18 protein-coding genes are annotated in these 18,999 nt (G+C 35.1%); 11 read left to right on the forward strand and 7 right to left on the reverse strand.

The genetic code is table 11. The annotated features are described in order from the left end of the window. Both ACVWY7_RS12980 and ACVWY7_RS12985 read right to left on the reverse strand, forming a co-directional pair. The coding region (locus ACVWY7_RS12980; protein WP_456523829.1) for a collagen-like repeat preface domain-containing protein at positions 1-951 on the reverse strand (951 nt) is incomplete at its 3' end. 225 nt (positions 952-1,176) lie between these two features. Next, positions 1,177-2,439, reverse strand: a complete 1,263-nt coding sequence (locus ACVWY7_RS12985) for an ATP-binding protein (protein ID WP_000937254.1) — start codon at positions 2,437-2,439, stop codon at positions 1,177-1,179. A gap of 160 nt (positions 2,440-2,599) precedes the next feature. On the opposite strand from ACVWY7_RS12985, the gene ACVWY7_RS12990 reads away from it, so the two are divergent. Continuing rightward, a complete protein-coding gene (locus ACVWY7_RS12990; protein ID WP_000897347.1) occupies positions 2,600-3,445 on the forward strand; it encodes a DUF72 domain-containing protein in 846 nt (281 codons plus the stop codon). A 292-nt stretch (positions 3,446-3,737) separates the two neighbouring features. Here ACVWY7_RS12990 and ACVWY7_RS12995 read toward each other — a convergent pair whose 3' ends face one another. From ACVWY7_RS12995 to deoD, 4 genes are all read right to left on the reverse strand, one after another. After that, positions 3,738-3,932: a DUF3924 family protein gene (locus tag ACVWY7_RS12995; RefSeq protein WP_001094857.1), complete on the reverse strand. Its 195-nt coding sequence runs from the start codon at positions 3,930-3,932 to the stop codon at positions 3,738-3,740. Between the two features lie 119 nt (positions 3,933-4,051). Beyond that, on the reverse strand, positions 4,052-4,582 hold the full coding sequence (locus tag ACVWY7_RS13000) for a tyrosine-type recombinase/integrase (RefSeq protein ID WP_000806236.1): 531 nt from the start codon (positions 4,580-4,582) through the stop codon (positions 4,052-4,054). Positions 4,583-4,689: 107 nt separating this feature from the next. Continuing rightward, positions 4,690-6,501 (reverse strand): sensor histidine kinase, encoded by a 1,812-nt coding sequence (locus ACVWY7_RS13005; protein ID WP_144507431.1) that lies wholly within the window; start codon positions 6,499-6,501, stop codon positions 4,690-4,692. A 156-nt stretch (positions 6,502-6,657) separates the two neighbouring features. Further along, entirely contained in the window at positions 6,658-7,365 is a 708-nt protein-coding gene (gene deoD / locus ACVWY7_RS13010) for a purine-nucleoside phosphorylase (protein WP_000110704.1), read from the reverse strand. A gap of 360 nt (positions 7,366-7,725) precedes the next feature. On the opposite strand from deoD, the gene ACVWY7_RS13015 reads away from it, so the two are divergent. Continuing rightward, positions 7,726-9,081: an RNA-guided endonuclease TnpB family protein gene (locus ACVWY7_RS13015; protein WP_456523830.1), complete on the forward strand. Its 1,356-nt coding sequence runs from the start codon at positions 7,726-7,728 to the stop codon at positions 9,079-9,081. Between the two features lie 377 nt (positions 9,082-9,458). Beyond that, positions 9,459-10,247 carry a hypothetical protein gene (locus ACVWY7_RS13020; protein ID WP_142395514.1) on the forward strand — a complete coding sequence of 263 codons (789 nt, stop codon included), beginning with the start codon at positions 9,459-9,461 and terminating at the stop codon, positions 10,245-10,247. A gap of 4 nt (positions 10,248-10,251) precedes the next feature. On the opposite strand, the gene mprF is transcribed toward ACVWY7_RS13020, so the two are convergent. After that, the gene (gene mprF / locus ACVWY7_RS13025) at positions 10,252-12,837 is read right to left on the reverse strand and encodes a bifunctional lysylphosphatidylglycerol flippase/synthetase MprF (protein WP_000010872.1); all 2,586 of its coding nucleotides are present in this window, start codon (positions 12,835-12,837) and stop codon (positions 10,252-10,254) included. Between the two features lie 186 nt (positions 12,838-13,023). Here mprF and ACVWY7_RS13030 point away from each other — a divergent pair, with 186 nt between their 5' ends. From ACVWY7_RS13030 to resA, 8 genes are all read left to right on the forward strand, one after another. Next, positions 13,024-13,413, forward strand: coding sequence for a hypothetical protein (locus ACVWY7_RS13030; RefSeq protein WP_000583788.1), 390 nt, complete (start codon positions 13,024-13,026; stop codon positions 13,411-13,413). A gap of 21 nt (positions 13,414-13,434) precedes the next feature. Continuing rightward, positions 13,435-13,926 carry a YpuI family protein gene (locus tag ACVWY7_RS13035; protein ID WP_000067563.1) on the forward strand — a complete coding sequence of 164 codons (492 nt, stop codon included), beginning with the start codon at positions 13,435-13,437 and terminating at the stop codon, positions 13,924-13,926. A gap of 105 nt (positions 13,927-14,031) precedes the next feature. Beyond that, on the forward strand, positions 14,032-14,946 hold the full coding sequence (locus ACVWY7_RS13040; protein ID WP_000082669.1) for a superoxide dismutase: 915 nt from the start codon (positions 14,032-14,034) through the stop codon (positions 14,944-14,946). Between the two features lie 111 nt (positions 14,947-15,057). Beyond that, positions 15,058-16,182 (forward strand): D-alanyl-D-alanine carboxypeptidase DacB, encoded by a 1,125-nt coding sequence (dacB, locus tag ACVWY7_RS13045; protein ID WP_001252612.1) that lies wholly within the window; start codon positions 15,058-15,060, stop codon positions 16,180-16,182. Beyond that, complete coding sequence (gene spmA / locus ACVWY7_RS13050; RefSeq protein ID WP_000247808.1) at positions 16,175-16,771, forward strand: spore maturation protein SpmA; 597 nt, start codon at positions 16,175-16,177, stop codon at positions 16,769-16,771. The genes dacB and spmA overlap by 8 nt, the downstream gene beginning before the upstream one ends. Beyond that, positions 16,768-17,298 carry a spore maturation protein SpmB gene (spmB, locus tag ACVWY7_RS13055; protein WP_000029513.1) on the forward strand — a complete coding sequence of 177 codons (531 nt, stop codon included), beginning with the start codon at positions 16,768-16,770 and terminating at the stop codon, positions 17,296-17,298. Before spmA ends, spmB begins: the two co-directional genes overlap by 4 nt. 289 nt (positions 17,299-17,587) lie before the next feature. Then, a complete protein-coding gene (gene rluB, locus ACVWY7_RS13060) occupies positions 17,588-18,316 on the forward strand; it encodes a 23S rRNA pseudouridine(2605) synthase RluB (protein WP_456523831.1) in 729 nt (242 codons plus the stop codon). A 93-nt stretch (positions 18,317-18,409) separates the two neighbouring features. Beyond that, on the forward strand, positions 18,410-18,931 hold the full coding sequence (gene resA, locus ACVWY7_RS13065) for a thiol-disulfide oxidoreductase ResA (protein ID WP_000742203.1): 522 nt from the start codon (positions 18,410-18,412) through the stop codon (positions 18,929-18,931). The last annotated feature ends 68 nt before the right edge of the window (positions 18,932-18,999 follow it).

Consider the following 18,999-nt stretch of genomic DNA (forward strand, 5'->3'; position numbering starts at 1 on the left):
TGCTGGCCCTTGAGCACCTTGCGCACCAGTAGCGCCAGTAGCACCCGCTGGCCCTTGAGCACCTTGCGCACCTTGCGCACCAGTAGCGCCAGTAGTACCTGCTGGTCCTTGAACACCTTGAGGCCCTTGAGGTCCAGTAGCCCCTGCTGGTCCTTGAATACCTTGAGGTCCTTGAGCACCTTGCGCACCAGTAGCGCCAGTAGCCCCCGCTGGTCCTTGAGCACCTTGAGCCCCCGTAGCGCCAGTAGCCCCTGCCGGTCCTTGAGCCCCCGTAGCGCCAGTAGCCCCCGCTGGTCCTTGAATACCTTGAGGTCCTTGAGGTCCAGTAGCACCTTGAACACCTGCTGGTCCTTGAGCACCTTGAGGTCCTTGAGGTCCAGTAGCGCCAGTAGCCCCCGCTGGTCCTTGAGGCCCAGTAGCACCAGTAGCACCCGCCGGCCCTTGAGGCCCAGTAGCGCCAGTAGCACCAGTAGCACCTGTTGCGCCTCCGCCTCCAAGGCAACCTGATCCGTATTGAACTAGAATAGTTTGGATCTCTGTTATGAGTCTAACTAGTTTGTCAATCGTACAACAATCTACTTTGAATAACTTAGCGATATACAATAAATAATTAAGCAAGCTTTGTAGCTCAACGTATAATGCTCCGCATGAGAAAGGTGTTGTTCTTAAAATAGTTAATAAATTAGCAATGATAGAATTTCCAATTTGTTTTTGTGCTGGGGATAAATCTAAGCAATTGAGGAACTTTTGTAAGTTATTGAGCGCAGCTATCAAGTTATCGATATTAGTTTGAGAAGGGTTCTGAAAGACAGCTTGAATAGCTTGGCCAAGAGCTTGAAGAAGTCTAACGAATTCTGTAAGTTCGGACTTAGAGATGTTAATATGACTACAAGCTCTTACTTCGCAACAATCATTACCATAAAATACTTTTCCTTTATTTTTATTGTTCATCTTTTCATTCCTTTCTTTCATAGAATCAATAGTCATTACTATATATTAAAATGAAATTTATACTGAATTCGTAATGGACAAACTACCATTTCTAAAAAAATAAGAAATTGTCCCACTTAGCAAAAAGTAAGTAAGGTATAGAATGTAAAGAAGAGAAGTTCAACATAAAAAACTGCATGTCAATTGTTGAAGGATTAACAATTGACATGCAGTTTTTTATATGTATTAATTTAATCTTTCAAGGGCTGTTTTAGGTAAGATTGGAATTGAAATAGTAAAAGTAGTACCATCTTCATTACTAGTCATTTTTAATGTACCATTATGATTTTGAATAATTTTTTTCGTTACTGACAAGCCCAAACCTGTGCCGGAATCTTTTGTTGAGAAGAATGGATCAAAGATATATTCTTGAATCGCTGGTGGAATACCAGTCCCATTATCAGTGAAAGTAATACGAACAAAATTATCAAGGCGGTAACTAGTGATTTGTATAGAAAGTTTTTTTTCTCCTTGAGCATCGACAGCGTTCTGGAATAAGTTTAAAAAAACTTGCACAAGTTCATGACGATCAATATGAACTAAAATATCATCTAATTCGGTAGAAAAATTATAATCAATTGAAATGTTATGTAAAAAGACTTCGCTAGCTAGTAACTGTTGAATATACTCACGTAAAAACGTATTAATGGGAAAGGGTTCTCTTGTAAATTCACGTGTTTTTGAAATAGATAAAAATTTTGTAATGATACTATTTGCGCGATCTAATTCAGGAATAAGTAAGTTTTTAAATAGTTCTTTATTAGATGGAGAAACATTTTCTTGTAAAAATTGTAAATATCCTCGTACGGTTGTAAGAGGATTACGTACTTCATGCGCAATACCAGCCGCGATTCGCCCTGCTAACGAAAATTTTTCTGCATCACGTTCTGTGTTTAAATAATGAAAAACACTAATAACCCTAAAAATCTCTCCGTTATAATCACGAATAATTCGGTTATTTAAAATGCCATAGTTTTTGTCTAAAACTTCTTCATTATATATTTCTGTGCCTGTTCTTAATGTTTCTAGAGCTTTAATTTTTTCTTCAGGCAATTTTAGTAATTGTTGAATTGGTTTTCCAATTATATCATTTCGTACTACACCAAAATCATCTGCTGCAGCCTGATTACATAAAGTTATATTTCCTTTATTATCAACAAAGGTTACATGATGTGAAAAAGCATCAAAAATATGAATAAAGTATGTTTCAAGTTGTTTAAATAAAAATAATGAATCGCAAGTAAGTTGAAAGTCAGCCTCTTTATTCTCTTTTTGTATGTTTTGAATGGAATGAGTCGATCTCGTTTTCTTTATTTGTAAACCAATATGTGGATTTTTATATGTGAAATGATGTGGTAATTGATTTACAAGTTCTTCATAAAAACGTACTTTATTCTCTAGTTCTTCTATTCGTTTTTCATGAGATATAATATCATCGTTTGGAAGCATAAATAAATAACCCCTCAATTTAAAAATTCTTCCATCTAGTATATCATATTTTTATACGAATACTCTTAAAGATGGGACTACTTAATGAAATTGATTGGTCAAAGTGTTCAGAAAGTGGGTAGAATGGATAGAAAGTGAAGTGAAAAAGGGAGGAATATATTTGCTTTTCATTGGAGTAACAGGGTGGGGAGATCATGATTCTTTATATATAGACCCCTATGAAAATAGAAATAAATTACGAACATATAGTGAGTATTTTCCTATAGTAGAAGTGGACAGTTCATTTTATGCGATGCAACCTGAACGAAATTATACAAAATGGGCAATGGAAACACCGAAAGATTTTTCTTTTATCGTAAAAGCATATCAAGGAATGACAGGACATATGAAAGGAGAGATTCCTTTTTCTACGTTCGATGAGATGTTTGATGTATATAAACAATCTATTCTTCCTTTAATTGAAGCTAGTAAATTAAAAACAATTTTATTTCAATATCCACCATGGTTTGATTGTAAAAAGAAAAATGTAGATTTTCTCCGATATACGAAAGAAAAAATGGAAGGTTTGCCATGTTCGATAGAATTTCGAAATCAAACATGGTTTTATCCAGAAATGAGAGATAAGACGTTACAGTTTCTAGAGCAGGAGAAATGGATTCATACAATTTGTGATGAGCCACAGGCAGGGATGGGGTCAGTACCGCTCGTATTAGAAGTAACGAGTGCAGAGATGGTGTTAATACGCTTTCATGGCCGGAATGTTCATGGCTGGCTTGATAAAGGAGAAAATTGGAGAGCGGTTCGTTGCTTATATCGCTATAACAATAAAGAATTAGAAGAATGGGTAGAAAGACTAGAACAATTAAAAAAGAAGACAAAGGACATATATGTACTATTTAACAATAATTCAGGCGGAGATGCAGCTGATAATGCGAAACAGCTTATGAAAATGATGAACATTACATATGGTGAGCCAAAGCCTGAGCAATTAAATTTGTTTGAGTGATAATAAACAAGAAAGGCACTGTACAAACAGGGGGAATGTACAGTGCCTTTCTATATGAAAAAGAGGGGTAACAATGTTACTGAGCGTTTGGTTGATTCATCAATTGTTGGCTTCGTAATAAATGATAATGGTTATCATTATCATTGTCAATAGTTTTCCTAAAAATAAATAAAAAACTTTCTATGAGATAGTAACGATAGGGAGATTCCTAATAGAAGTTTGGCTGGAGTAATGAATTGTTTAGAGGTGAATTTCTGGCAAACCCCTGATAACGTATAAAAAAAGAACAGCATTAATGCTGTTCTTTTTCAGTGATGAATTGTTGTAAATCAAAAGGAGTTATCGCTTGGATAAATTCTTTTGAGATAAGTGTTTGAACAAGAGTACTCTCCGAAATAGAAGCACCTGTTTTCTTTTCATAAGCTTGTTTTAATAAATCAAGTTTTTCAGCCGTTTCTTTTGGTAATTCAATTGTTAAAGTGTTCATAATTTCTCCCCCTTATTATTAGAGTACCACTACAGTATAGGAGAGACAAGAAAAGAGAATGTGAAACATAAAAAAGGTTACCATTTATAAATGGTAACCTTTTTTATGTATAAGAATTATTAAGCAATACCGATATACTTTAAAGTTTTTGATGGAGTACTATGATCAAAGAAGTGTTGTAAAAATGCGATATCAACACCTGATTTGTATGCGCAATATCCCCAAGTTTTTCGAAGTGTATGTGAGCTAATCCCTTCTAATCCAACTTCTTTTGCAGCTTTGTTTAAAATGTACCACGCATGTTGTCTCGTAATAGATTTTGTTCCTTTTTGAGACTTTAATAATGGTTCATTGCGTTTCCAAGTTTTACGTTCTTTCATGTAGTCTTCGATTGCGTGCTGTAAGTCTTCATTTACAGCGAACCATTTATGTTTTTTTACTTTTTCATTGTAAAATAAAATGGAATGGCGAACATTTTCGTTTTCATCGATTACATCACTAACTTTTAATTGTAAGATTTCACTTACTTTTAAGCCAGAATTTACAGCTAATACGAATAATAAGCCATCACGTTTCGAAGATTGTAAAAGTATATTTTTGATAGTTTCTAATTGTTTTTCATTTTGAATAGGTTGTCCTGCTTGTTTCATTTCACGCACTCTCCTCTTTTATATGTGTAAAGGAAAGGATTAACTTGTTTCTAACTATAAAGGGAGAGTGTGAATTTCATGTGAACTCCTAGTGAAATTAAGACAAATTATTTGACTTCTTTTACTTTTTGTAAATTAAAGTAGAATACAACACTATTAGTCGTATTATATACACCATACTCGGCATGGTGGAGGTCTAAAATATTTTTAACAATAGATAAACCGAGACCAGTACCACCAGTATGACGGCTACGAGATGCATCTAAACGGTAGAAGCGATCCCAAATTTTTTCAAGACTTTCTTCTGGGATAGGATTTCCTGTGTTTTCGATTTCGATTTTTACTGTATCTTCCATTGTTATAACGGAGACTTGTATTTTTTCTCCTTCTGGCGTATAGCGAATTGCATTGCTAAGTAAGTTCACAACCACTTGCTCAATACGACTACGATTTGCTTTCACAAATATAGACGAGTTTACATCTATGTTCACTTGTAAATGCTTTTCTTCCATGCTAAATAATAACTTTGTATAGACTTGTTGAATTAATTCACCGATGGAGAATGTCGTCATATCTAGTTTGTACGTACCTGATTCTAATTTTGCTAATTCTAACATTTCAACAATAAGTCTGTTCATATTTTCTGTTTCTTCTAAAATAACATCTGTGTAATATGTCGTATCTTTACTAACACCATCTTTAATTCCTTCTGCGAAACTTCTAATTACACTGAGTGGTGTTTTTAATTCGTGTGATACACCAGAAATGAATTCTTTTCGCGTTTTCTCTAATTGACGTTCACGTTCAATATCTTGTTGTAGTTTTGTGTTTGCAACATTTAACCGATCGATTCGGTCTTTTAAGTTTACAGATAACGTATTAATACTACCGGAAAGTCCGCCAATTTCATCGTCTGCTGTTACAGGTAATTTCTCGCTAAAATCAAAATTGGCCATTTTCTTTGTAACGCGATTCATTTTAATTAATGGTTTCACAATGATTTTTGAGTAGTAGAAGGATAACAAAATAATTACGAGAAATACGATGATTAAGGCATAAACATAATAATCTTTCAAAACGAGCATCGCTTCATTAACAGGTTGTAAGGATGCTATCGCAAAAGCATATTCTGTAATCTCTCCATTTTCTATAATAGGTTTTACAAAGATACTATTCTTTATATTCTCCCCGCTATCTATGATATAAGTGTTTAATTGCTGCGAGTTAGCAGTGCCATTTCTAATAAGCTCTGCAAAATATTGAACGGCTTGTAATGTTTCAATATCATTTGCAAGACGAACCTCGGCTTTCGATGGAAGCTGTAGCTTAGATATAGTACCAGTAAACTCAATTTGAGTAACAGTTTTGTATCGGTTTGTAAGTCTATTTTTAGAAGGATTACCACTAATAGATGAAAAATCTGAATTGGTATATTCGTTTTGCCAACGATTATAATTTGTTGTCAATTTTATTGGTGTTATTGTGTTGTTTTGTAGCAAACCGACGACGTTTATCACATCGTCTTTTTTCAATCCTAAGTTTTCGAATTTCTTATATTCTTCGGGTGTTAAAAGATTATTAAGCGGAATGGAATATGTTTCATGATTTTTAGGATTAAATACTTCAATGTAGTAATTGTTGTCGCTTTTAATAATGCCATTCGTATTTAAAAATTGCATGTCAGCATTTGTTTTATCATGGAATTCTTGTTTTAGTTTTCTAACTTCCTCAGGATCTTTTTCGCTTTTTTCATAATTAGCTACGAATTTTTCAAAAGCAGTTTGAACGGTTTTTACTTTTTTATTGATATAAAATTTTTCTAAAAATAGAGATTGCCCTAGGAAAAAAAGGAGGAATATGATTGTAAATAATGTTGATGTTAATAGAAATAGTTTAAAGACGATACTTCTGTTTTTCACTGCGTCACCTCTTGTGAGAAATACTGTAAATGATTACTTTATTATAACAAACGTTACAAAAAAGTAGAGGAGAAAATCTGTCTCTTCCGAAAGTAGTTTTTCATAAAAAGTCACATAAAAAGAACTCGACAGACGTATGACGAGTTCTTTAATGTATTATTGTTGAATTGCTGCATCTAAAGCGATTTCAATCATTTCGTTAAATGTAGTTTGACGCTCTTCAGATGTTGTTTCTTCACCAGTGAAAATGTGATCGCTTACTGTTAATACAGATAACGCATTTACACCGTATTTCGCTGCTAATGTGTAAAGAGCAGTTGTTTCCATTTCTACTGCTAGTACACCGTAATCTGCAAGTTTTTTAACCATGTCCATGCTTTCACGGTAAAATACATCTGCTGTTAAAACGTTACCAACACGAACGTGTAAGCCTTTTTCAGTTCCAGCATCGTAAGCTTTCTTTAAAAGATCAAAGTTTGCAGCTGGTGCAAAATCAAAACCTGGGAATGTTAAACGATTCATATTAGAATCCGTACAAGCTGTCATTGCAATAATAACGTCACGTACTTTTACATCTTTTTGAATAGCACCGCAAGTTCCAACGCGAATTAAATTTTTAACTCCGTAGCTTTGGATTAACTCGTTAACATAAATAGAAATAGAAGGAACACCCATACCTGTACCTTGAACAGATACACGTTTTCCTTTATAAGTTCCAGTGAATCCTAACATTCCACGAACGTTATTATAGCAAGTAACGTCCTCTAAAAATGTTTCAGCAATATATTTTGCACGTAATGGATCACCAGGTAATAGAATAGATTCAGCAATTTCGCCTTGTTTTGCTTCAATATGTACACTCATGAAAAGTCCTCCTTATAATGTATTGATAGAAATCAATATCATTTGCATTATACACTACGAATCCTTTTAATTAAAATCTTTTTATCCTTTTCGGCAGGAAGACTCCATCTGATTTGTGTTACGGGTGAAACCCAACAATTCAGGTGGAGATGAATTGCCGTCAGTCAATAAGGCTGAACTCTTTTGTTTCGCTTATAACAATTTTCCCAGGGGGAATATTTGTTTCTTTTTGTCTTACAATATGTCGGAAATAAGGAGGGAATATATCTTAAGATAACGAAATTGGATAATTATAATCGTTTTGTTACTTGCACCAAAAGGAATGAATAAGTTAATTCTTTAAGAAAGGTGGTGAAAACAATGGCTAAAAAGAAAGCAGTGAAAGTATTACGGAAGCAAAAGAAAAGGGAAACGCTGCGACGTTTCACGCAGAAGCAAAATATCGGACGAGCTTACCTGACTGCACAAGAATTTCGTTTACTTCAGCGCATGTCACATAGTTCAAAGGCATTGCGAAATGTTGGGTTGTACACGATGAAACAAAGTTATTTGAACCACAATAAAATGGCTACTGTAAAAGAAGTGGACACTGCCATGCAAGCCGATATGAACTACTGGGGTATTCAGTCAAACTCTGTTCAAGCGATTCGTAGAGCCTTGTTTACAGAAGTGAAGAGCTTTTTTAAAGCATTGGAACAGTGGAAGAAAAATCCTGAGAAGTTCACAGGTCGTCCGAAGTTTCCAAATTATTCTCATTCCACCGACAAACGAATTATTGAAATCTATCAAGTTCCAAAAGTGGATGAGAACGGGTTTTGGATGATTCCGATGAGTGTTGCATTCAGAAAAAAATTAGGTTCCATTAAAATACGTATGCCTAAAAACTTAAGAAATAAAAAAATCTCCTACATTGAGATTGTACCGAAGCAAAAAGGTCGGTTCTTTGAGGTGCATTATACATATGAAATGCACGTTTCTCAAATGAAGCAACAATCCATGACTACGAGTAACGCTTTGAGTTGCGATTTAGGTGTAGATAGATTAGTAAGTTGCGTGACCAATACAGGTGATGCCTTCTTAATTGATGGAAAAAAACTAAAATCCATAAATCAATACTTCAACAAAATGATATGTAATCTAGGGCAGAAAAATATGGACAATGGAATTTCAAAACGTATTGTAACGAATAAAATGGCCGCACTTTGGCATAAACGAGAAAGACAAATAAACGGTTACATTGCACAAACGGTAGGCCTATTGTTCAAAAAAGTGAAAGAATCCGATATAGATACGATTGTTGTAGGGGATAACGCTGGTTGGAAACAAAACTCTCATATGGGGAAAAAGAATAATCAAAAGTTTGTTCAAATCCCGTTCCATAAACTGATTGCAGCAATTGAGAATAAATGTATAAAAGAAGGTATCCGATTTTTCAAACAAGAAGAAAGCTATACTTCAAAAGCCAGTTTCCTAGACAAAGACCCGGTTCCAGTTTGGTCTAAGGATAATAGAGCCCAATATTATTTTAGCGGCAAACGAATTACTCGTGGTCTGTATCAAAGTAAAGCAGGAACATGTATTCATGCGGATATTAATGGTGCGCTGAATACATTGCAAAAATCACAAGTTGTAGAATTGGATGGCAATCTCAAAGTAAAAACGCCGATTCTATTAGAAGTGCAAAAACGTAAGGCTGTTGCTTCGCGCATAGCTTAGTGGGTGTGTCAACCATCCATGTGTACCCGACTTGTCGGGGCTTGTAGTACACGCCAGATTCATCTGAGTGGTGGCTTCTTTCATAAGGAAGAACTGCTCTTTTTCGAAAGGGTGGTGCAAGTGGGAAAACGATCGTTCGTTGCCAGTACCAACCAAAAACATACTTGGGGTGTTACCATAAGGTAGCATGGATGCTAGAGCGTCAACTGTCTAGCGATAGATGAAAAGACCTAGTGTTCTAACTCAAGCCCTCACTGAAATGTTTTATCTCAGTGGGGGTAGTTGACTATTTGTAATATGTGCAAAACAGGAGGATTTCATAAATCACAATCTAGAATATATAAGTAAGAAGTTTTGTATGAACAGAGACAATAAAAATAGTAGGTGATGTCTTGAAAAATCTTGTCATTGGATTTGTTGCTTTGTTATTTATTGTAGTAGGAGGATTTTACATAAAAAAGTATCAAGAAACTACAGAGACTGTAGGTGCTATTCAGGAAGTGAACTGGGATGTGTCATACGGAAAAGGAAATGAGAAAGTAGATATTTCGTTTCAATTACTAAATAATAAAAATAACGAAGTTCGTGGTGTGAATGATCAAATTCGTGCAGTTATTGTAGACGGACAATTAAAACATGTACAACAAATGAAACCTACATTCGCAGGAAATGGATCATATAAAGTATCTTCTAAAATATCGAAAGATGAAGGATATACAATATTTTTATATGAAGACAAAAATAAGTCTGTGCAATCATTTGCGAAGAAAGGTTTTGGGAAAGAAATAGACGAGAAAAATAAGAAAAAAGTAAAATTTCCAATCGATAGTGTACTTACAAAAAAAATAGGGGAGTATGAAGTTTCTCTTTTATTTGGTGCATTGCATCCGAATGAGCCAGTGACGTTAACATTTCAATTTCAAGCGAAAAAGGGTGAGAAATTGAAACTACATGCAGAGAGAGGAGAAGTGGAGGCGCTCTATATCGTGGATGAAACGAGAGAAAACTTTTTATATGCAATCCCTGTTGATACAGATGAGCAATTACAATATCGCATTACATTTCCTGCTGAAGGAACGTATAAAATATGGGGAGATTTCTATATAAATGGAAAGAAATATGAAAAAGAATTCATTGTACAAGTTCAAAAAAGAAAAAACAGCTAAATAGTTAGCTGTTTTTCCTTTTTCCTATTAATTTTGTTACAGAGAGCATTGTAATTGGTAAAGAATGATTCTTTCTAAATGCTAAATATTTACCGCTCCATGCTGGTTTATATTTTTCTTTAAAATGTCGTAATCCGCTGAAACTATATGTATAACGAACATTATTAAAGATGGCAGCAGCAACTCGTTCAGACCAGAAAGATTGTGTCGATAAACCTACATTTGAAAGTGGCGCCATGCCAATATTAAAGGAGTGGTATTCATTTTCTTTTGCCCACTGGAATAGGTGGATGAAAATGGCATCCATAATGCCGCTAGGTGCATCTGGATAATACCGCATTAAATCAACAGACAATGATCCGTCTTGATATACTGGCATAAAAGTTGTAAATGCGATGATTTTTCCATCTGCATCAGATAATGTAGCGATAGGTGCTCGGCTAATATATTCATGATCAAAGTATCCGAGTGAGAAACTTTTCTCTTTTTTTCCACCGAGCCACGCATCTGAAACTTTTCGTAATTCTTCAAATAATTCGTTTGAGAACGGTGGCTGGTGAATAGAGAATGTATAGCCCTCTCGTTCAAAACGGTTGAAAGTTGCTCGCATACCGGCGCGTTTTTTTCCTGTTATTGTAAATGTGTTCAAATCAACGACAGCTTCTTCACCAAGCTTAAAGAAGTTGTAACCGAAATCATGATATAAACTCATCCATTTACTTTCGATTTGGTAGAATACACAAATGTATCCAAATCGATCAGCCTCAGCTAAAAACTCCTGTAACACAGTACGGTAGGAGGAAGGATCTCCAATTGGATCACCTAGCACAACAAGACGTTTTCCAGTTATAGAGAAGAGAAGGAGCGCTTTCCCATCGCTACTGAAGAAGAATTGTTTATCACCTAAAAATCCTAAATGACTAAGTACATTTCCGCCATGTTCATCTAAAAAGTTTTGCAATCTCTTATCATTAGCTGGTTGCCCGGGAAATTCATTTCGATAACGATTAGTAATGAGTGAGCCAATCAGTAAAAATGTAGGAACGAAAAAGGCAGCAGCTAATGCACTTCGTTTCACTTGCGTAATATTACGAACGACAAAATCAGGTTTAAAAGCTTCTTTTGCACCTGCAAATAAAATACCTAAGTTTTTATATAAATATAAAGTTATAAGTAAGAATATAAAAACTTTTACGATATCAGAAAGTGAGACTTCCATTTTCTCGCGTACAAATCTTTTACGAAGCATATATAATACAGCGAGTACAATTAATAAAATAAACGTTTCTTCAATATCAATCCCTTTTAGCGTATTAAAGATGGCTGCTCCGATTAAAGAAATAATCGTCATATAGTAAGAACGCTTTGTTCCATAATATATGCCTCGTGAAAGGATCAGGAGGAGAATACCAAATGTTAGTGATAAGCTAAAAGAAAATTGAATAAGATGTTTTGGAGCTAGAATATGTAAGGCGTGTGCTCTGTTTATACTTGTCGGTAGAATGGTCGATAAAATAACCATTAGTCCAGCAAATACTGTTAAAGCTGCAGAGGCCCATGAACCTAGTTTTCCTAGAAAATCACGCTGCAAAGTCCATATAACACCAGTTGTTTCTAGTGCAGGCGCAATAAAAGGCTTATCTTCAAACTTTTTAATGGCCACGCCTGTCATTTCAAAAGCTGCAAAAATAAGACCAAGGCAGAACGGTAAAATGTAATAGACAAGGCGATATAATAACATAGCAGGTAGTAATACGCCTGTATCAATGCCATACTGTCCGAGCCCAGTTAAGAAGACAAGATCAAATGAACCAAGTCCACCAGGTACAAGACTAACAACACCAGCTAAAGCAGCAATTACATACACACCTAAAAACTTTTGAAATTCGATATCGATCCCAAATAATATTAATATGACGTACATAACAATACCAGCAGATACCCACTCAACTAATGAAACTAATGAGTATAAAACAGTTGGATTTTTTTCTTCTTCTCCTTCATCTTGTCCTTCCGCTTGCTTCGTTTTTCTATTTTTTAGTTTAGAGAAGCCAATGTATATAGGGACGAAAAGAGCGAAGAAGATAAGAACAGGCCATAGCCACGGTTTTTCATGCAAAATAAAACTTGTGTCTAATATTCCGATAAGACCGAGGAACGAAAGAATAGCTAGTCCGTTAATAAAAGCGGTTGTCATCCAAGCGATACTTTTAATAAGTTTGCCATTTTCTTTTATGTATGGACGATAAAGCATTGTGCGTACACCTGCTCCAACGAGACCACCAAATCCAATAAATCCATTTAAGGTATTAGCAATCCATGAGATACGAAAAATCTTTTGGACTGGTATATCAGCTTTTAAATAACGAAGCATAACATAGTCATAAAAGAACATTGTGGATACGGCAAATGCACCAAGTGTAATTGCTAAAAAGACTCCTCCGGTTGGAATATTTTTAATTGTATTGATTGCTTCTAAAAAAGAAATGCCTGCTAATTCTTTTTTTGCTTGAAAGAATACAATTGTTAATACAACAAATGGGAAGATAATTTTCCCGATTTGTAAGAAACGTTTCCATGAAAACGACATAAATACAACTCTCCTTGTATAAGAAAACTGAGACAATAATATTATTATGACAAACTTCAAGAAAAATAAAAAGGTAAATTCCTGTATAAGGAAGCTATTTTTTATAAGGATTATATTTGAAAGAGTATTTCGTTTGTCAGAAAATTAAGTTAAAATAAATTGAAAGAAGGAAGAGAGGGGAAGTAAATGATTATAATAGGTTATGCGGGATATGAGTTAGAGAAAGCAAAACCTAATACATCAGAAGATTTTTTTAATAGATCTGAAGTGACATATATATTAAATAATAAAGAAAGAACTTTTTCTGTTTTATATGTTCGATATTTTGAAGAAGTTTTACAAGAAATTACTCTTTTTGAAGGAAATACAGTATGTAAAGTAGAAGAACAAGACATACATTTACGGGATATTGTAGCGATATGCTGTTTACTAAAAGAGAACGAGCTCTGTACGCAAAAACGTTTGTATTTAAATAATATAGAAGAATTTCAACAATATTTTGATAAAGAAACGCTGTTGAAAGTACAAGAAATATTGGCTGAATTACATAAAAATAAAAGAGTAGAAATATCGTGAAATGGCAAAGGAGAGAGGAAAATGTCTAATTTGATGGTTGAGAATCAAACAGAACAAGTTTCTATATTTTTAGAAGATGCTATTACTTTGATAACCAATTATGTGAATTATCATACGTTACCTTCTTTACTAGAAGAAACTCCAGCAGGAAACGAGCAATATTATAAAGGACTATTAGCATCAATGAGACGTCTTCTCGTTTTTTGTGAAGAAGGGCATGATGCATGTTTTGTTTTGTTAAATAGCCAGCCATTTCGAAAGACAGCAGCTGAAAAAACCTTATATAAGATTTACCATCAAGTAATTGCAGAATTTTTCTCACCAAAAAGTGATTATTGGTATGAAAATAGTCGATCTGCTTATACAGGGAAAAACTCCATTGTTTTTCAACAAACACCACCTGCATCTGTAGAGGAAGTAATGAAGAGCTTAGAGGGTAAATTCCAATTGATGCGTGAAGAATTAGAATATTATGAGACGGATTATCAAACAAAGATGTTACACAAATATTAACTGCGAAAAAGAAGCTGAGGGGACTTAGCTTCTTTTCCTTTTGTACAGTTATATAAGAGATTTCCTTTGAATATATTTAAGGGGATAGCATTAAGGAGGTGTAACATGAGTCAGCAAGGTGTATTTACAGATTACTTTCATGAAGTAGAAAGCTGGTGTGAAAGTGTTCTTCACGTATTAGATAGCCGTGCAATGGAAGTGTATGATGTCCATATGCTTGCTTATAAAATTCAAACGTTATTAGATCGTATGAAAGAACATGAGTACGACACAGATGCAGAGTTTATGTATGAAATAAGTGATGATGTAGAACATATTCAGCATCATTTGCAAGAAGTATTTGTACAGGGAGAAGAGGAATATGAACTATGTGAAAGAGGGGATAGTGAACGAGCTGTTCCAATTGGAGGACATACACTCCCACCATTACCGTATCCGTATAACGCCTTAGAACCGTATATTTCTAGAGAAATTATGATGTTACACCATGATAAACATCATCGTAGTTACGTAGAAGGATTAAATAAAGCGGAGAAGATGATGGAAGAAGCGAGAAAAACAAATCAATTTGATTTAATTAAGCATTGGGAAAGAGAAGCTGCTTTTCATGGATCTGGTCATTACCTGCACACAATATTTTGGAATAACATGAAAAAAGGTGGAGGCGGAAGTCCAAGAGGGGCTCTTTCACACCGGATTGAACAAGATTTTGGAAGTTTCTTACGTTTTCAAAAACATTTTACAGAAGCAGCTTCTAAAGTGGAAGGATCAGGCTGGGCAATTCTCGTTTGGGTGCCACGATCTGGAAGGTTAGAAATTTTGCAGAGTACACTTCATCAATTATTTACACAATGGGATACGATACCGCTCCTTGTATTAGACGTGTGGGAACATGCGTATTATTTACAATACCAAAATCGTAAAGATGAATATATAAAAAATTGGTGGAATGTAGTAAATTGGCCTGATGTCGAAAAAAGATTTGAAAGTGCAAAACAAATTGAATGGACACCGTATTAGGCGCAGGTTTTCTGCGTCTTTTTTATTGGAAGGAGAAGGAGATTTCGTTCATATTTTAAAAGGCCAAGCATACACTTGTACAAAAAGTGCCAAAAGGACGTGGGGGGAAATATGAGACGAATTTGTGTAATCATAACGCTTCTTATTATTTATGCAAGCGTTATGCCAATTCCTACATATGCAAAGATGAACAGCAATGTCAGTGCTCGTAATGCTGTATTAATGGAACAACATTCTGGACGTGTATTATACGGAAAAGCAGAACATGAGCCGCAAAAAATTGCTAGTATAACAAAAATTATGACAGCCTTATTAGCTGCTGAATCAGGAAAAATGAAAGAAATGGTCTCGGTTAGTAATGAAGCAGTGAGAGTGGAAGGCTCAGCAATTTATTTAAAGCCTGGACAAAAAGTGAAATTAGAGGATTTAGTATACGGACTTATGCTTAGATCTGGTAATGACGCAGCACAAGTAATTGCTGAAAATGTAGGAGGGAGTATAGAAGGGTTCGTATATTTAATGAATGAAAAGGCGAAACAGATTGGAATGAAAGATACTCACTTTTCAAACCCACACGGTTTGGATGGAGATGGATCTCATTATTCGTCGGCCTATGATATGGCACTTTTAACGAGATATGCAATGGGGAACGAGACTTTTAAGAAAATTTTTGGAACAAAAACGTATAAATCAGATTCGTGGGATTATCCGTGGAAAAACAAACATAAACTTGTGACGTCTTATTATGAATTTGCAACAGGGGGAAAAACAGGTTTTACGAAGAAAGCAGGAAGAACGCTTGTTACAACAGCATCAAAAGATGAACTAGATTTAATTGTCGTAACTTTGAGCGCTTCTAGTGATTGGGATGATCATATGAATTTATTTGATAAAGGTTTTGACCGTTTCGCACAAACAAAAGTTTTAGGACAAGGAGCACTTGCTGAAATAACCGAAAAGAAATACGCCAATCATGTTTATACGAAAAATAGTTTTTCAGTACCTTTAACTGAAGAAGAAAAAAAGAGCGTAGTATTAAAAGTTGAACTAGATAAAAGTGCAAAGCTTGTGGATGGAGTAAAGGTTGGAAAGACAGACGTTTATGTTGGCAATGAGAAAGTTGGAGAACGGAATTTATTTTATAGTAAACGAAAGTTAGTAGCTACAACGGGAATGTACTGGAATAATGTGAAAGAAATTTTTTCTTACATGATAGGTGTTGGGAACGATGGTTAATCTCGTATGGGTAGCGATGGCTGTCATTGGGATTGTGTATGCGATGATAAATGGAACGATGGAAGAAATAAATAAAGCTGTATTTGATGGAGCAAAAGATGCGGTAACGATTTGTATAGGACTGATTAGTGTTTTAGTATTTTGGCTCGGCTTAATGAAAATTGCAGAGGAAGCCGGATTGCTAAAAAAGTTAGTGGCACTTTTTATGCCGATAGTAAAAAGGTTGTTTCCAGAAATACCGAAGGATCATCCGTCAATGGGATTTATTTTATCAAATATGATGGCAAACTTTTTTGGTTTAGGTAATGCAGCGACCCCTCTTGGCATTAAAGCGATGGAACAATTGAAAGAATTAAATGGAGGGAAGGATTCGGCGAGCCGTTCTATGGTAACGTTTTTAGCATTAAATACATCAGCGATTACTTTAATTCCTACGACCGTCATTTCGATTCGAATGACGTATGAATCAGCAAATCCCACCGAAATCGTTGGGGTAACATTCATTGCACAAGTACTCTCTATGATCGGAGCGATTTGGATTGACCGCTATTTTTACCGAAGAAGGAGTAGGAAGGGGCGGAAAAAATGAGCATTGTCAATACGATATCATTATGGGTAATTCCTTGTGTCATTGGTTTTATCCTTTTATATGGAACGATAAAGAAAGTTCCGACGTATGAATCGTTCGTTGAGGGAGGAAAAGAAGGGATTCAAATTGCAATCTCCATTTTACCGTTTATGGTTGGAATGCTCGTATCTATTTCTATATTTCGAGCTTCAGGTGCATTAGATGCAATGATATCAGTAATGAAGCCGGTGTTAGATCTAATTCATGTCCCAGCAGAAATTGTTCCATTAGCACTTATACGTCCTATTTCGGGCTCTGCTGGTTTAAGTATTACGACTGATTTAATTGCCACGTATGGACCAGACTCGTTCATTGGGCGATTGGCTTCTACGATGCAAGGGAGTACAGATACGACTTTTTATATTTTAACAGTATACTTCGGAGCTGTTGGAATTAGAAAAATGGGAGATGCATTAAAAGTAGGACTTTTTGCCGATTTAATCGGAATTATTTGTTCGATTGTGTTTGTTTCTTTAATGTTTAAGTAATACTATTCATTTTTTATGCTATTTCGCTTATAATACGTATACGACCACTATTAAGGTGTTGCTTAATAGTGGTTTTTTTATGCGGTATTTTTGACAAAATAATGAACTTTTATTGTGAGCAATATGAAAAATATGGACAATAATAAAAGGTAAAAACATGGTTTGACCTTTATATGTTTATTATCATCGCTATGTTGTTTAAGTAAGATGAAGCGAAAAGCCGTCAAGTGTATGCGGTTGCCAAGTCTTTCTAATGTAAGGTAAGATAAATTCGAGGTGAAAAAAAGAAATGGAACGATTACAAAAAGTGATTGCGCAAGCAGGTATTGCATCGAGAAGAAAGGCTGAGGAATTAATTCAGCAAGGAAAAGTGAAAGTTAACGGAAAAATAGTGAAGGAGTTAGGAACGAAAGTAACTCCTCAAGATAAAGTAGAAGTAAATAACATCCCTCTTGAAAAAGAAGAACCTGTTTATTTTTTACTATATAAACCAACTGGCGTAATTTCAAGTGTATCAGATGATAAAGGAAGAAGTGTTGTAACAGACTTTTTCCTAGAAATTACACAACGTTTATTCCCAATCGGACGTTTAGATTATGATACGTCTGGCGTATTATTAATGACAAACGATGGGGACTTCGCAAACGTATTAATGCACCCTAGATATAAAGTTGAAAAAACATATGTTGCAAAAATAAAAGGGCCTCTAACAGGTGAAAAAATCCGCATGTTAGAACGTGGTGTGATGTTAGAAGACGGGAAAACAGCACCAGCGCGTGTGAAGATTATTTCTTGGGACAAGCGTAAAGAAATGGCGATTGTACAACTAACAATTCATGAAGGACGTAACCGTCAAGTACGTCGTATGTTTGAAGCTTTAGACTGTAAAGTAGTGAAACTAAAGCGTGAACGCTACGCCTTTTTAGAAGTGGGTAGCTTGCGACCTGGTGATGCAAGAGAATTGACACCACATGAGGTGAAACAATTACGTGCATTGGCTTCTACAAAGCCTCGTTAATCGATATTGTGAAACTTTCACCAGTGGAATGTTCCGCTGGTGATTTATTAAAAATACATATATTCATCACTCGTCGAAGAGAGGGGAAACAATATGAAGAAAAATCGCTTATTATTTCGCGTTATCATTCTGCTCATTTTAAGCGGTGCTGTAGGATTTACACTTTATCAAGGATTCTTTGCTGATAAAGAGAAAATGCAAATTGGAAAAGAAGCGCCTAACTTTGTTGTGACGGATTTAGAAGGAAAGAAAATTGAACTAAAAGATTTAAAGGGAAAAGGTGTATTTTTAAACTTTTGGGGTACGTGGTGTAAACCTTGTGAGAAAGAAATGCCTTATATGAATGAACTATATCCAGAGTATAAAGAAAAAGGCGTTGAAATTATTGCATTAGATGCAGATGAAACAGAAATTGCTGTTAAGAACTTTGTGAAACAATATGATTTGAAATTCCCAGTTGCCATTGATAAAGGAACAAAAATCATAGGGACATACGGAGTAGGACCATTACCGACAAGCTTCTTGATTGATAAAGATGGAAAAGTAGTGGAGCAAATTATAGGTGAACAAACGAAAGAACAGTTAGAAGGATATTTAAAGAAAATTACTCCGTAATAAAGAAAGCCTTTACATAAGAGGTGCGTGTCTATAGTGCCTCTGGTTTAAAAATTCTGAGTATTGCG

The sequence above is a fragment of the Bacillus sp. TE9106W genome (assembly GCF_054062215.1).

Bases quoted from the DNA above. Each gene is read 5' to 3' on its own strand.
- ACVWY7_RS13035 (WP_000067563.1), top strand. From the start codon at position 13,435: ATGTCTAATTTGATGGTTGAGAATCAAACAGAACAAGTTTCTATATTT.
- deoD (WP_000110704.1), bottom strand. From the start codon at position 7,365: ATGAGTGTACATATTGAAGCAAAACAAGGCGAAATTGCTGAATCTATT.
- mprF (WP_000010872.1), bottom strand. From the start codon at position 12,837: ATGTCGTTTTCATGGAAACGTTTCTTACAAATCGGGAAAATTATCTTC.
- ACVWY7_RS13040 (WP_000082669.1), top strand. From the start codon at position 14,032: ATGAGTCAGCAAGGTGTATTTACAGATTACTTTCATGAAGTAGAAAGC.
- rluB (WP_456523831.1), top strand. From the start codon at position 17,588: ATGGAACGATTACAAAAAGTGATTGCGCAAGCAGGTATTGCATCGAGA.
- resA (WP_000742203.1), top strand. From the start codon at position 18,410: ATGAAGAAAAATCGCTTATTATTTCGCGTTATCATTCTGCTCATTTTA.
- ACVWY7_RS13000 (WP_000806236.1), bottom strand. From the start codon at position 4,582: ATGAAACAAGCAGGACAACCTATTCAAAATGAAAAACAATTAGAAACT.
- spmA (WP_000247808.1), top strand. From the start codon at position 16,175: ATGGTTAATCTCGTATGGGTAGCGATGGCTGTCATTGGGATTGTGTAT.
- ACVWY7_RS12995 (WP_001094857.1), bottom strand. From the start codon at position 3,932: ATGAACACTTTAACAATTGAATTACCAAAAGAAACGGCTGAAAAACTT.
- ACVWY7_RS13030 (WP_000583788.1), top strand. From the start codon at position 13,024: ATGATTATAATAGGTTATGCGGGATATGAGTTAGAGAAAGCAAAACCT.
- spmB (WP_000029513.1), top strand. From the start codon at position 16,768: ATGAGCATTGTCAATACGATATCATTATGGGTAATTCCTTGTGTCATT.
- dacB (WP_001252612.1), top strand. From the start codon at position 15,058: ATGAGACGAATTTGTGTAATCATAACGCTTCTTATTATTTATGCAAGC.
- ACVWY7_RS12985 (WP_000937254.1), bottom strand. From the start codon at position 2,439: ATGCTTCCAAACGATGATATTATATCTCATGAAAAACGAATAGAAGAA.
- ACVWY7_RS13015 (WP_456523830.1), top strand. From the start codon at position 7,726: ATGGCTAAAAAGAAAGCAGTGAAAGTATTACGGAAGCAAAAGAAAAGG.